Source organism: Campylobacter sp. CNRCH_2015_0338h (assembly GCF_025772785.1).
In the GTDB taxonomy this organism is placed as follows: Bacteria; Campylobacterota; Campylobacteria; order Campylobacterales; family Campylobacteraceae; genus Campylobacter_D.
On record NZ_JAKMST010000002.1, the window covers coordinates 41,966 to 55,499 of the forward strand.

12 protein-coding genes are annotated in these 13,534 nt (G+C 29.7%); 4 read left to right on the top strand and 8 right to left on the bottom strand.

Features of this window, described 5'->3' with window-relative positions; translation table 11 throughout:
- Nucleotides 1-95 precede the first annotated feature (95 nt).
- Both dsbD and L8X30_RS01555 read left to right on the top strand, forming a co-directional pair.
- The gene (gene dsbD, locus L8X30_RS01550) at nt 96-1,787 is read left to right on the top strand and encodes a protein-disulfide reductase DsbD (RefSeq protein ID WP_263678654.1); all 1,692 of its coding nucleotides are present in this window, start codon (nt 96-98) and stop codon (nt 1,785-1,787) included.
- On the top strand, nt 1,787-2,440 hold the full coding sequence (locus L8X30_RS01555; protein WP_263663220.1) for an MOSC domain-containing protein: 654 nt from the start codon (nt 1,787-1,789) through the stop codon (nt 2,438-2,440). Before dsbD ends, L8X30_RS01555 begins: the two co-directional genes overlap by 1 nt.
- Here L8X30_RS01555 and L8X30_RS01560 read toward each other — a convergent pair.
- On the bottom strand, nt 2,433-3,608 hold the full coding sequence (locus L8X30_RS01560) for an NAD(P)/FAD-dependent oxidoreductase (protein WP_263678656.1): 1,176 nt from the start codon (nt 3,606-3,608) through the stop codon (nt 2,433-2,435). The genes L8X30_RS01555 and L8X30_RS01560 overlap by 8 nt on opposite strands.
- A gap of 102 nt (nt 3,609-3,710) precedes the next feature.
- Between L8X30_RS01560 and L8X30_RS01565 the strand changes: the two genes are divergently transcribed.
- Nucleotides 3,711-5,075, top strand: a complete 1,365-nt coding sequence (locus L8X30_RS01565; protein ID WP_214126899.1) for a sodium-dependent transporter — start codon at nt 3,711-3,713, stop codon at nt 5,073-5,075.
- Here L8X30_RS01565 and L8X30_RS01570 read toward each other — a convergent pair.
- The 5 genes from L8X30_RS01570 to L8X30_RS01590 form a co-directional block, all read right to left on the bottom strand.
- Nucleotides 5,046-5,930 (bottom strand): 1-aminocyclopropane-1-carboxylate deaminase/D-cysteine desulfhydrase, encoded by an 885-nt coding sequence (locus tag L8X30_RS01570; RefSeq protein ID WP_263678658.1) that lies wholly within the window; start codon nt 5,928-5,930, stop codon nt 5,046-5,048. The two genes, L8X30_RS01565 and L8X30_RS01570, sit on opposite strands and share 30 nt — an antisense overlap.
- Nucleotides 5,917-6,867, bottom strand: a complete 951-nt coding sequence (locus L8X30_RS01575; protein ID WP_263678659.1) for an OmpA family protein — start codon at nt 6,865-6,867, stop codon at nt 5,917-5,919. The genes L8X30_RS01570 and L8X30_RS01575 overlap by 14 nt, the downstream gene beginning before the upstream one ends.
- Nucleotides 6,854-8,185 carry a MotA/TolQ/ExbB proton channel family protein gene (locus tag L8X30_RS01580; RefSeq protein WP_039626332.1) on the bottom strand — a complete coding sequence of 444 codons (1,332 nt, stop codon included), beginning with the start codon at nt 8,183-8,185 and terminating at the stop codon, nt 6,854-6,856. Before L8X30_RS01580 ends, L8X30_RS01575 begins: the two co-directional genes overlap by 14 nt.
- Nucleotides 8,186-8,260: 75 nt before the next feature.
- On the bottom strand, nt 8,261-9,325 hold the full coding sequence (fbaA, locus tag L8X30_RS01585; protein WP_257404066.1) for a class II fructose-bisphosphate aldolase: 1,065 nt from the start codon (nt 9,323-9,325) through the stop codon (nt 8,261-8,263).
- Nucleotides 9,325-10,140 carry a peptidylprolyl isomerase gene (locus L8X30_RS01590; protein WP_263663212.1) on the bottom strand — a complete coding sequence of 272 codons (816 nt, stop codon included), beginning with the start codon at nt 10,138-10,140 and terminating at the stop codon, nt 9,325-9,327. Before L8X30_RS01590 ends, fbaA begins: the two co-directional genes overlap by 1 nt.
- 79 nt (nt 10,141-10,219) lie before the next feature.
- On the opposite strand from L8X30_RS01590, the gene nth reads away from it, so the two are divergent.
- Nucleotides 10,220-10,846: an endonuclease III gene (gene nth, locus L8X30_RS01595; RefSeq protein WP_039618455.1), complete on the top strand. Its 627-nt coding sequence runs from the start codon at nt 10,220-10,222 to the stop codon at nt 10,844-10,846.
- 23 nt (nt 10,847-10,869) lie between these two features.
- Here the strand turns inward: nth and gltS are convergent, their stop codons facing one another.
- Nucleotides 10,870-12,078 (bottom strand): sodium/glutamate symporter, encoded by a 1,209-nt coding sequence (gltS, locus tag L8X30_RS01600; protein WP_263663209.1) that lies wholly within the window; start codon nt 12,076-12,078, stop codon nt 10,870-10,872.
- 115 nt (nt 12,079-12,193) lie between these two features.
- Nucleotides 12,194-13,534, bottom strand: coding sequence for a TolC family protein (locus L8X30_RS01605; protein ID WP_263678660.1), 1,341 nt, complete (start codon nt 13,532-13,534; stop codon nt 12,194-12,196).

Sequence of the window (13,534 nt, forward strand, 5' to 3'; positions counted from 1 at the left end):
TATAACAAACTCCTTAATTTAGGATAATTATTAACTTAAATTTACCACAAATAAGTAAAATAAAACAAATTTAACTTATAGTTTCAAGGAGAAAAATGCGTTTTTTAGCAGTGTTTTTTATTTTTTTCAATTTAGCTTTTGCTAATAATGGAGTATTATCACTCAATGAAGCTTTTAAACTCAATACCCATAGCAACAATCAAGGAATTTTTTTAAAAATCAATCTTGCAGATAGAATTTATCTTTACAAAGATCAAATCAAAGTAGAATTAGATTCAAATGACATTACTTCTTTATTAAATTTCCCACAAACTCAAACCAGAGAAAACAAAGAGGTAATCTTTAGCCAACTTGAACTTTTTATACCTCAATTATTATTAGATGATTTTGTTAAAAATAACAAAGCAAAACTTTCCTTAGCTTATCAGGGTTGCTCAGAAGAAGGTTTATGCTATCGTCCTGTATATGTACATTATGATCTTAATAAACAAAATGGAATTTATGCTATAAAATCCATTAAAGATCAATTTAAAAAGCAAAATGAAGATGAGCAAATTGCTAATGATTTAAGCACGCAAAATATATTTATCACGCTTTTAACTTTTTTTGGTTATGGCTTATTATTAGCACTTACTCCTTGTATTTTACCAATGATACCTATTCTTTCATCATTAATCGCAATGAAGCTCAAAGATAAACCATCTAAAAAATATAGCTTTTATTTATCTTTTATCTATGTCTTTTTTATGTCTTTAGCTTATGCTATAGCAGGTGCTTTAGTAAGCCTTGCAGGAGCTAATGTACAAGGTTTATTGCAACAACCTTGGATTATCATTACTTTTGCTGGCATTTTTGTATTGCTCTCACTTTCCATGTTTGGCCTTTATGAATTACAACTACCACTTAAATTTCAAAATTTTATTAATAAAAAAATAGAAGGCAAAAACGGGGTTTTTGGTATAGCTATCATGGGCTTTTTATCAGCTCTTATTGTAGGACCTTGCGTGGCTGCACCTTTAGCAGGGGCTTTGCTTTACATTACTAATAGTGGCGATGTATTTTTAGGAGGACTTTCTTTATTTGTGATGAGTTTTGGTATGGGCATGCCTTTACTTTTAATAGGACTTGGAGGAAGTTTTTTAAAAAGCGGAGCTTGGATGCTTAAGATAAAGATTTTCTTTGGTTTTATCATGCTCATCATGGCGGTTTGGATGCTAGAAAGAATACTTAGTGCAAATATCATTTTAATGCTTTATGGGATTATAGGGGTATTTTTTGCTAGCTTTATGGGGCTATTTGATGAAGCAAAAACTAATTTTGATAAATTTAAAAAAGCAAATATGATTTTAATTTTAGCTTATAGTTTAAGTCTAATTTTAGGCGGCTCAATGGGTTCAAAAAGCTTACTAAAACCTCTTGAGTTTAACCTTGCTTCAAAAGAAAATAGCTCTAGTTTAAGTTTTAAAACCATTAAAAACTTAAAAGAACTTAAGCAAGAATTACAAAATTCTACCAAACCCATTATGCTTGAATTTACAGCTACTTGGTGTGAAAACTGCAAACTTTTAGAAGAATATACTTTTACAGATACGAAAGTACAAAATTTGCTTGCTAATTACACACTTTTAAAAGCAGATGTAACACATAATAGTCAAGAAGATTTAGCTCTTATGAAAGAATTTGGAGTTTTTGGACCTCCTGTGATGATATTTTTTAACAAAGGCGAGGAAAAAGGACGCATTATAGGCTATGTAGATGCAAATGATTTTTTAAGTAAAGTTCCTTGATGAGTTCTATTAAATCTTTGCAAATTGGCAAAATCAAAAACTATAATAAATTTCACTCAGCATTTATCAAGGATATTTATTTAAATTCTTTGCAAATTTATACAGATTATATTCTTGATAATGAAATAGCTGATAAAATTCATCATGGAAATTTAGAAAAAGTTGTTTTTGCAAATAGTGTGCAAAACTATACTTTATGGAATAATTATTTAAATAAATACTTAAATTTTGGAGAAATGGGAGAGAATTTAAGTATTGATGGTTTAAACGAATATAATGTTTGTTGTGGAGATATACATGAGATAGGTACTTGTATTTTGCAAGTAAGTCAACCGCGCAAGCCTTGTTTTAAAATTTCTAGCATACACAATCATTTAAATTTCACTCAAGAAATTTTCAAAAGTGGAAGAACTGGATGGTATTATAGAGTCTTAAAAGAAGGCATAATAAACAAAAATGACAAAATCAAAATCTTACAAAAAGATGAAACTAATTTAAGCATTATGGAGTTAAATCAATTATTTTTTAATCCTTTTAAAAATTCAAATTCTTTAGAAAAATTAGAAAAAATTTCCACCCTAGCAAAAGGATGGAAAGAGAGTATTCAGGCTAGATTAAATCATACTTATGATGATTCTTATATGTTTATTTAAAAAATCCTTTTATCCCTATAAGCTGATATTGCCATAGTTTTTCTATAAAAATTTTAAGTTTTATTGCCAAAAGACCACTAATTGGCTTATGCAAAACTGTGCCAACTGCATAATCATTTCCGATTGAACAAACGGTATTCCCACTTATAAAAGAAAATTCTTGCTTAAATTCTTTCTCATCAATCATAGCCATTAAAGCTTTGGCTACATAAGCTCCTTCTCTTAATGCAAGCTGGGCTGTTGGAGGATAGGGGATATTAGTTTTAGGATTTTTAAATAAACTATTATCGCCTATAAAAAAGTATCTTGACGCATTTTCAACATTTAAAGGATGCATAAAAGCATCTACTTCTATACGCGATCTTGCACTTGGAAAATCTGAGCTATTTTCTATAACGCTATTACCCCTAACCCCTGCAGTCCAAATGATAGTATTAGCTTTAACAAATTCTCCCCCATCAAGTCTTATGCCATTTTTTTCACATTCTATGATTTTAGATTTTTCATATACTTTCACACCAAGTGTCTCTAACCTTTGCCTTGCTTTTAAAGCCAAACTTTTATCAAACATAGGTAAAATTTGATCCATAGCTTCGATAATAGAAAGCTCTAATTTCTCATAAGCAATTTGCTCTTTTTGACAAAAGATTTTAAGCTCTTTAGCTAAAGAAGCTACAAATTCAACCCCGCTTAAGCCCCCACCACAAACTGTGATTTTTAAATCATCTTCATTTTGAGTGGTTTTATAATTTTTTATTTTCTCATATATTATTTCATTAATTTTTAAAGCATTTTCATAATTATCTATACTCAAAGCATATTCTTGCATACCTTTAATACCAAAAGTTTCTTTAGCAAAACCAAGCCCACATACTAAAATATCAAAGTCAAATTCATTATTTTTAGTATAAACTTTGTCTTTAGAAATTTTTAAAACTTCATCTTGGATAAAGTTAATTTTTGGATTTAACAAAGGCAAAAGATCATATTTTGAACTATAAATATCTTCATTTGAAGCTATTTTGTGTAGTAAAATAGTATGATAATGATAAGAATTGTTATTAATCAAACCCACTTGTACTTTTTCAAAAAACTCATCAGGTAAGGCTTTTATAGCCGATAAAGTAGCATATCCTGCACCTAAAAACAAAATTTTCTTTTTTTGCATGGATTTTCCTTTAATTTGATAAAAAAATAAATAAAAATTTGGCATAATGGTATTATTTTTTATCTTAAAATATTTTTTATTTAAATTTAGCAAGGAAAAAGCATGCAAAGACAAACTTGGAGTAATACGCTAACTTATATCCTTACAGTAGCAGGAGCGACTATTGGTTTTGGAGCCACTTGGCGTTTTCCATACTTAGTAGGTGAAAATGGAGGCGGTGCTTATGTTTTAGCCTTTTGTATAGCTATGATTTTTATAGGAATTCCTGTGATTTTGGTTGAAAATGTTATAGGAAGACGTAGAATGCTAAATTCAGTCGATGCTTTTGGCGGAAAAACAAGTGATGGGGTTAAAATATCCAATTCTTGGCAAGGTGTTGGCTACATGGGACTTTTAGGTAGTTTTGGAATCATGGCTTATTATATGGTAATAGGCGGATGGGTTTTGGCTTATATTTTTAAAATCATCATAGGCGATTTTAACCTTTCAAGTCCCATTAATGCTCAATATACAAGCGAATTTTATAGCTCTACCATAGAAAACAATCCTTTATTAATAGGAATTTTTACTACTATATTTGTGATAATTAACTGGATTATCTTAAAAAAAGGTGTGATTGATGGTATAGAAAAGTCAGTAAAATACCTTATGCCATTTTTATTTATCTGTCTTTTGGTTGTTGTTGCGCGCAATTTAACTCTTGAAGGAGCAAGCGAGGGTGTGAAATTTTACCTTACTCCTGATCTTTCCAAAATCACTCCTAAATTGTTTATAGATGTTTTAGGGCAAGTATTTTTTGCCCTATCTTTGGGTTTTGGCGTAATGATAACCTTATCATCTCACCTTAAGAAAAATGAGAATTTAATCAAAACTTCTGTTTATACAGGAATTTTAAATACCCTCATAGCAGTGCTTGCTGGTTTTATGATTTTCCCTGCTTTATTTAGTGTAGGTTTAACCCCTGATAGTGGGCCATCTTTAGTTTTTAAAACCTTACCTGTTGCGTTTTCACATATACCTTTTGGAAGTATAATTTGCGTGTTTTTCTTTTTACTTTTAATCATCGCTGCACTTACTACAAGCTTGCCAATTTATCAAGTAATCATCAGTGTTTTGGAAGAAAAATTTAAACTAGCTAAAAATACTGCTATCAATCTAACACTTGGAAGCATTTTTGTCTTGGGAAATTTACCATGCATACTTACTTATGGTCCTTTAAGAGATATTACCATCATCAAAGGAAAAAATATTTTTGATAGCTTTGATTTTATTAGTGGAAATATATTCTTTGTTTTAACTGCATTTTTTTGTTGTATTTATGTAGGTTGGGTACTTAAAAAAGATGCAATTTATGAACTTTCTAATCAAAATACCCTAAAAGGAAGTATTTTTAAACTATGGTATTACTATGTTAAGTTTATCATACCTTTGATTATCTTAGTGATTTTTTATTTTGGAATTTTTTAATTTATACTCATAACGCTTTAACATGCTTATATTTCCTTCAAGGCCTCCTTGATGGATATATAAGATTTTTCCACCAAATTGCTCTTTATGAGTTAATAAAGTTTTAAAACCCACCATATCATAAAGCAAATCAAACTCCACTCCACATTCTTTTTTTAAATCTTGATAAAGATCATAAAATTCCAAATAAGGCTTAGCAAAATGATATTTTTTAGGTGGATTTAGTATGGTTAAATTATTAAAATCATAATTTAGCTCTAAGCTTAAAATTTGCTCTTTTAAATACGCACTATCACCTACACAAGCACATGTAAAAACTTTAAATTTGCTATGCTTAGCCAAAAAAGCCGCAGAAGTTCCTGTACCTGAAGGTAGAAAAATACTTACATTTTCATTCAACTGTTCACTAAGCTCTAAAGCCAGTTGTTGGTATCCAAATTCAGCTTCTTTTATAGCCACACCCTCTTCTATAAAAACATCATCATCTTTTTTTAAGGCTAAAGCTTGTAATCTTCTTGTAGGATAGTTTGTATTTTCTATCAACTCCACATTGTGTTTTAATGCAAATTCTAAATTTCCATGGGGACTTTCTTTTAAAAAAGAACTTATTTTTTCACAAACAAAAATGAGCAAAAAATCATTTTCGTAACAAAACTTAGCTAAAGCAACCAAAGCATTACTTTGAGAGGAGCCAAAAGAAATAAATCTTTGTCCTTTTTTAAATAAATGTTTGTTTTTTTCAAAAAAGGCTAGTTTTCTAGCCTTATTTCCATTGATATAACCTAATAAATCATCTCTTTTGAGTAAAAATTCAAAATCTTTGTATTTTAAAACATCAATTCTACTTGCTTTCAAGGTATTTTTCAACCTTTTCTAAAGCATTATTTGTATTGATATTAAACTTAATCTCTATTCTACGGCTTGCTTCTTTATCTTCTTTACCATCTTTCATAATTACATCAGAATAAGACCTACCACTTGCCATTAAAAGTTTTTGCAATCTTGGATCTTTGTAAAATGAGTGTATAAAACTCATCACAGCATAAGCTCTTTTTTGCGATAAATCAAGATTATATATATAAGAACCTGCGCTGTCTGTATGACCTTCTATGACTATATTTTCTATGCTATTTAAGATATTTTCATCTTTTAAAATATTGTCAAAATACTGCGTTAAAATCGCTTTCAAATTTTCTTTTGCATGTGCTTTTAGCGTAAAAGAATTTGTATCAAAAAGCACTTCAGAAGGTAAAACTATCGCCCCTGTATTAGAATCTAAAGTAATATTAGTATCAAATTTTGCTTGAAGATTTTTAATGGTATTTTCTTTGATTAAACCTAGTTCTTTGATTTTACTTTTTGCCTCATCAAAATTACGCTCTAATTCTTTGATTTCTTCATCTTTTTTGTTTAATCTCTCAAGCAAAGCAAAAATTTGCTGATCTTTTTCATCTAAACTCGAATTTAAATCTTGATTAAGTTTAGTAATATTAGCCTCTAAAGCCTGTTTTTGTTTGTTGATATTATCAAGCGTGCTTGAAGTATTATTTAATTTTTGGCTAAGATTTTTTAAAATATCTTCTTTTTGGTTTAATTCTTCTTTGTTCTCTCTTAAGCGCTCTTCTTGTTTTTGCAGATTTTCTTTTATGATTTGCAAATCACTTTGAGTTAAAACATACTTAACAACTATAGCTCCAATAAGCAAAATAAATATAAAAAGCAAGCCCGCCATTAAATCTGCATAAGCTATCCAAAAATTATTTTCTTCATTGTTAGAATTATTTTTTATCATCTATTTTTTCATCTTCTTTTTGATTTTCAAGCTTTGCAATAACTTGTGTGGTTTGCTCATCTAATTCTTTGCTTTCTTCTTTAAATTCTTGCATTAGTGAAATTTTTTCATCAATATTTTTTTCATCTTCATAAGCTTCTTTAAAAGTGTGCATACCTTCTATAATACTTGCCCTAAAGCCCTCGAAAAGTTTAGTTTGATTATCAAGCATAAGATTTTGATATTTTTCAATATTATTTGAAAAATTATTCACCTTTTCATCTAAAGCACTCACGCTTTTATCCAAATGCACAATCTTATCAGAACTCACATCCAAAAGTCTGTTGTATTGCTCTGAAATTCTTAAAGTTAAATCTTTTATGTTTGAATTTAGCATATTTACCGCATTTGCAATCTCGCTGTAAGTTTTAACTATATCTTTTTGTTCTCTTTGGGTTTTAGACAAATCACTCATAGTTTGTTTTACATGCTCACTGCTTAATCTTACAGCTTTTTCCTCAGCATTTACAAGCTCTTGAAAAACTTTAAATTTTCTATCTATTGTATTATCTAATTCTTTAAAAAATTCCTCATTGCTCACATGCTCAAAAATCGTGCCTATTTTTTCAAAATGTTGCAAACTTTCTTGAAGATATTTTCTATCAATTTCTTCTTTAGACCAGAAAAAATCGCTTGTTGCATTTTTTTGACGATTAAGAAGTTTTTGAAATTTACTGCTGCCGTATTTTTCAAAAAATATCCACCAAAGTGCTAAGAAAATTCCATAAATTGATACATAAAAGGCTGTTCCTACTCCATTTAATAAAACTGAAATTTCTTGTTCTAAACCTGCTGTGTCACTTGAATTAAAATTTGGCATAGACATTGCTATACTTATAAAAGTCCCCAAAATACCGAGCATAGGAAAAATAGCTGCACCTACAGAAGCAAAATTTTCATTTCTCAAATCTTTCACATAAGCATAAGCAAAATCATCAAAACTAGCGTTTGACTTTGTTTCTTTACCTATAACTAAAAAATGCTTCATAATATAGCGTTTTAATATAAGCTTAAATTCATCTTTTTGTTGCTCAAAAATACTTGAAGCATAATCAGCACTATGTCTAGCAAAGATCAAAGCTACCAAAAAGATAATCCCTATCATTACAACACTATGTAATTCTACTTTAAAATCAATCTTTCCAAAATATCCTAAAAGTACTAAAATATACAATATAGCAGGGATAAATATAATCTTTAAATAAGCAACAATTCCAGTACTGCCTTTTCCCTCAGGCAATACAAGATCAGAAAAATCGTCAGTTGTTTTAACTTCCATTTTATAAACCTTTGTTAATTTTGCTCTAAAAATTTGAAATCTTCACAGGAAAATCAACTAAGAGTTATAAAACTCTTAGTTTCTATCGATACAATTTAAATCACTAAAAGCACACTCTAAGCGTTTGATCATGCTCTCTTCGCCCGCTCTAAGCCATACTCTTGGATCATAGTATTTTTTATTTGGCTTATCATCTCCATCTGGATTGCCAATTTGTCCTTGCAAATAAGCTTTATTTTTAAGTTCATACTCTCTAACACCATCCCAAAAAGCCCATTGAGTATCTGTATCAATATTCATCTTAATCACACCATAGCTAAGTGCAGCTTTGATATCTTCTATATCACTACCACTGCCACCATGGAAAACAAAATTGATTGGTTTTTCTTCACCAAGATTGAATTTTTCTTTTACATAATTTTGAGAATTTTTAAGAATTTCAGGTCTTAAAATCACATTTCCTGGTTTATATACTCCATGTACATTACCAAAGCTAGCTGCAATTGAAAATCTATCACTAATTTTAGAAAGTCTCTCATAAGCTAGTGCTACATCTTCAGGCTGGGTGTATAATTTTGCATTATCGATATTAGTATTATCCACTCCATCTTCTTCACCACCCGTACATCCTAGCTCAAGCTCTAAAGAAATTCCAAGTTCAGACATTTGTTTTAAATAATTTTCACAAGTGTTTAGATTGCTTTCTAAATCCTCTTCACTTAAATCAATCATATGGGAACTAAACAAAGGCTTGCCTGTTTCTTTTTTAAACTCAATATTTGCTTCAATCAAAGCATCGATCCAAGGAAGTAATTTTCTAGCAGCATGATCTGTGTGTAAAATCACCGGAACTCCATAAGCTTTTGCCATTAAATGTACATGTCTGGCACCACTTATAGCACCAAGTACATCAGCTTTTGGGCAAGCTTTCCCTGCTACAAATTTAGCTCCTCCATTTGAAAACTGAATAATCACAGGCGAATTAACTTTTTTAGCACTTTCTAAAACCGCATTGATAGAATTTGTCCCCACAACATTTACCGCAGGGATAGCAAATCCTTCTTTTTTTGCATGATTATATACGATATTTAGATCATCACCACTTAAAACACCTGGTTTAACAAGATCTAATACGCCCATTATTTGTATTCCACTTTTGCTTTTTGAAGAAGTTCTTGAGCTTTTTTATTCATAAGTTCTTTAAATTCTTCCATTTTGATATTGCTTTCAATACCTGCTTTTACTTCATTATAGCTCATAGTACTTTTTGCTCTAGCATCTTCTTTTAAGATAACATGATATCCAAAATCACTCTTTACAGGTGTTTTAGAAATAGTACCTTTTTTCATAGAAAAAGCTGCATCAGCAAATGGTTTTACCATAGTTGATTCAGCAAACCAACCAAGATCACCACCTTGAGCTGAAGAACCTTTGTCGATTGATTTTTCTTTTGCAAGTTGAGCAAATTTATCATTTAAAGCTTTTCCACTTAGCTTACTAAGCTCGGCAATAATATCTTTAGCTTCTTTTTCACTAGTTACCAAAATATGCTTAGCTTTCACTTGAGCTGGTTTAGTGAATTTATCTTTATTTGCTTCATAGAATTTTTTAGCTTTAGCATCATTATTTTTAATTGAATCAAAAATTTTCTTTTGGTAGATATTTACTAAAATAGCTTCTTTAGCACGCTCTAATTCTTCTTTATATGAAGGATCATTTTCTATTTTTTGAGCTTTAGCGTCTTTTAATACAAGTTGTTGAACGATATATTGATCAATAATTGCTTTTTTTTGTTCAGCTGGCAAATCAGTGATTTTAGCACCTCTTAGCATAGGAGCAAAAAATTCATTCACTTCTGTATCGCTGATATTGTTTCCATCAAGGGTTGCAACCACCGCAGCATTTAAACTTAAGCCTGTTAACAAAGCCGCAGCAACTAAAGAAATTTTTTTCATTGTTTTTCCTTTTGAAATAGTTTTGTTGATTTTATTATATCTAAACTTTATTTAAAGCCGATTAACATACAATAAGTTTATGAAAAGAAATTTAGAAATTAAAAAATTATTTTTAGAGCATTTTGGCCAAGCAAAAACAGAATTAGTTTTTAGTAATGCTTATGAACTTATAGTTTGTGTTATGCTTTCAGCTCAATGTACTGATAAAAGGGTTAATCTCATCACACCGGCTTTATTTGAAGCTTATCCTAGCGTACAAGATTTAGCTAAGGCAAACTTATCATCTTTGAAGCTTTTGATTAATTCTTGCTCATTTTATAATAATAAAGCACAAAATTTAATCAAAATGGCTCAAGCAGTTTGCGAGCAATTTAATGGTGAAATTCCTATGAATGAGCAAGATTTAAAAACTCTAGCAGGAGTAGGACAAAAAACTGCACATGTAGTAATGATAGAATGGTGCGGGGCTAATTGCATGGCTGTAGATACTCATGTATTTAGAGTTTCACACAGACTTAATCTTAGCAAAGCCAAAACCCCTGAAGAAACTGAAAAAGATTTAACTAAAATTTTTAAAGATAATCTAAACTATCTTCATCAAGCTATGGTGCTTTTTGGACGTTATACATGTAAAGCCAAAAATCCCTTATGTAAAGAGTGTTTTTTAAATCATTTATGTAAGAGCAAAGATAAAAAGTTAATCTAGCACTAAATTAGTGCTAGATGATTTTAATGAAAGAATGGTAGATATAAGAAAGCATTAATCACTAAAGCATTTACTATATCTATGAAAAATGCACCTACTAAAGGCACAATAATAAATGCCATATGGCTCATACCATAGTGATTTGTTACAGTTTGCATATTTACCATAGCTGTTGGAGTAGCACCTAAACCAAAACCACAATGTCCTGCTGCTAAAACTGCTGCATCATAGTCTTTTCCACATATTCTAAAGGTTACAAATATAGCAAAAGCAGCCATCATAGCAACTTGTACTACTAAAATTACTAGCATCGGTAGTGCAAGGGTTACTAGATCCCAAAGATTAATAGTCATTAACGCTAAAGCTAAGAATAATGACAAGCTTACATTACCTAAAACTGATACCTCTCTATCAAATACATGGTGAATTTTTGTAGCTGATAAAACATTTCTTAAAACAACACCCACAAAAAGACAATACACAAAAGTTGGTAAAGTAAAACCTGTATTTGCTTTGATATAAGTAGATAAAGCATTACCTATTAATAAACATAAAGCAATCAATGCTAAAGACTCTATAAAAGAAGATGGAGTGATCAATCTTTCTTTTTCTGGAGATTGGAAATTTAAAATCGCATCTTTATCATCATTTTGTTTTGGAACTACTAATTTGTGTTTATTAACCAAATATCTCGCAACAGGCCCACCTATGATACCACCTGAAATAAGTCCAAAAGTCGCACAAGCAATAGCAACAGTAGTTGCACTAGAATACAAATAAGGTTCTTTAATAAATTCAGCCGCCCAAGCTGCACCTGTACCATGACCACCACTCATTGTAACAGAACCTGCTATAAGCCCCATAAGTGGATTTTGTCCCATGGCAGTTGCTACACCTATACCAACTATATTTTGCGCAAATAGTAAAGCTACAACTACAACTAAAAAAACTGCTAATTTTCTACCACCTTTTTTTAATGAAGCAAAATCAGCTAACAAACCAATACTTGAAAAGAATGCAAGCATTAACGGATCTTTCATAGATTCATCAAATTTAATGTCTAGTGAAAAAGAACTATGTAAGATTAAAAGAATAATCGCAGCTATTCCACCACCAACAACTGGCTCAGGGATATTATAATCACGAAGAAATTTTACCCTTTTAATGACAAAAACGCCCAAAAGCAATACTATAACCATAGTAACTAGCGTTGCATAAAAATCAAATTTCATACCTCTCCTTTGTTTGATTTACTTATCAATTGTAATCTAAATGACTTTAAAAACAACGCAAATAAACACTACTCTTTACTAAGATATTACAAAATGAAACATTTTTAAGTCTATTTTACTCTGAAATCAATACTATATTATGATACAAATTAATATTTTTAAGTAAAGACAGTTTCGCTCTACTAAGCTCTTGAAGTGAATTAATAAGCAAAGCATCCGCATCAAGATAATCTTTTAGCTCATTACGCCCTAATTCATATTTTTCAAAATATAATTGTGTAATTTTTGCTTGATTGGCATTGATATCTTTTACTAAATTTAACAAATCATTGTAGTATTTATCGTTTTCATAACAAAGTTTAAACTCATGAATAGCTCTTTGTAATACATCTTTATACTCATATAAGCGTGCTTGGTATGCAAATTCAGAAATTTTTACATTTTGTCTTACTCTATAAAAGTCCAAAAATGGTAAGTCAATAACAACATTTCCTCCTAAGATTAAAAATTTAAAACTCTCTTCAATATTCTTATCACTCCCATCTAAATTTCCCAATATTTTTATACTAGGCAAAATACTTTTTTGCACACTTGCATAATCCTTATAAGAAGCCATAAGTTGATTTAGTTTTGCTTGAACTTGTGGTCTATAAGCAAGCATTTTTAACTCTATATCAAAATTAATTTTTTGCAAAGAAAAATCTTCAAGAGTATAATTTAGTATTTTATTAATCAAAAATCCATCATCTTTACCTAACAAATCTTTTATATTTTTAAGTGTTAAGTCTTTATTTTGCAAATTTGTAATGATGTTTTGTTTAGTGTTTAATAAAGACTTTTTGATATTTAAAAGATCAATATATTCAACCTTACCATAATCAAATTTAGTAGTATAAATTTCTAGCATTTGCTCAAGATTTTTTAAATGATTGTTGAGCAAGTGATCTACATCATTAAAATAAATCAATTCAAAAATGCTATTAATCGCTAAATTAATCGTATCAAGTTCTAAAGAGCGTAACTCATATTCGCTTGCTTTTGCTAAAAATTCAGAACTAGCAACTTGATCTGAAATTTTTCCATATATATCAAGCTCATAATTTAACATAATGCCATTTGAGAAACTATGCATTTCTGCGCCATTGTTTAAATTTTTTCTTATGTTTGCACCTAAATTTCCACTCAAAGTAGGATAAAGATCTAAATTTAAAAGCTTATATCTAGCTAAAGTGCTTAAAAAATTAACTCTTGCTACATTTAGATCTTTGTTATTGTCAATAATAGCTTTTAAGATATTATTTAAATCTTGATTATTATATTTTTCCCACCAAGCCTTGCTTGCATTAAAATCTTCAAAATATTCTTTTTTTATTTGTTCTTGAGATACTTGTTCTAATTTTACTCCTACGCAAGCATTTAAAAAAAAGGCTATAAAAAATAATAAAAATATTCTCAT

Excerpts from the sequence above, each read along its gene's own strand:
- fbaA (WP_257404066.1), bottom strand. The coding sequence starts at position 9,325 with ATGGGCGTATTAGATCTTGTTAAACCAGGTGTTTTAAGTGGTGATGAT.
- L8X30_RS01590 (WP_263663212.1), bottom strand. The coding sequence starts at position 10,140 with ATGAAAAAAATTTCTTTAGTTGCTGCGGCTTTGTTAACAGGCTTAAGT.
- L8X30_RS01565 (WP_214126899.1), top strand. The coding sequence starts at position 3,711 with ATGCAAAGACAAACTTGGAGTAATACGCTAACTTATATCCTTACAGTA.
- gltS (WP_263663209.1), bottom strand. The coding sequence starts at position 12,078 with ATGAAATTTGATTTTTATGCAACGCTAGTTACTATGGTTATAGTATTG.
- dsbD (WP_263678654.1), top strand. The coding sequence starts at position 96 with ATGCGTTTTTTAGCAGTGTTTTTTATTTTTTTCAATTTAGCTTTTGCT.
- L8X30_RS01605 (WP_263678660.1), bottom strand. The coding sequence starts at position 13,534 with ATGAGAATATTTTTATTATTTTTTATAGCCTTTTTTTTAAATGCTTGC.
- L8X30_RS01555 (WP_263663220.1), top strand. The coding sequence starts at position 1,787 with ATGAGTTCTATTAAATCTTTGCAAATTGGCAAAATCAAAAACTATAAT.
- L8X30_RS01575 (WP_263678659.1), bottom strand. The coding sequence starts at position 6,867 with ATGATAAAAAATAATTCTAACAATGAAGAAAATAATTTTTGGATAGCT.
- nth (WP_039618455.1), top strand. The coding sequence starts at position 10,220 with ATGAAAAGAAATTTAGAAATTAAAAAATTATTTTTAGAGCATTTTGGC.
- L8X30_RS01580 (WP_039626332.1), bottom strand. The coding sequence starts at position 8,185 with ATGGAAGTTAAAACAACTGACGATTTTTCTGATCTTGTATTGCCTGAG.
- L8X30_RS01560 (WP_263678656.1), bottom strand. The coding sequence starts at position 3,608 with ATGCAAAAAAAGAAAATTTTGTTTTTAGGTGCAGGATATGCTACTTTA.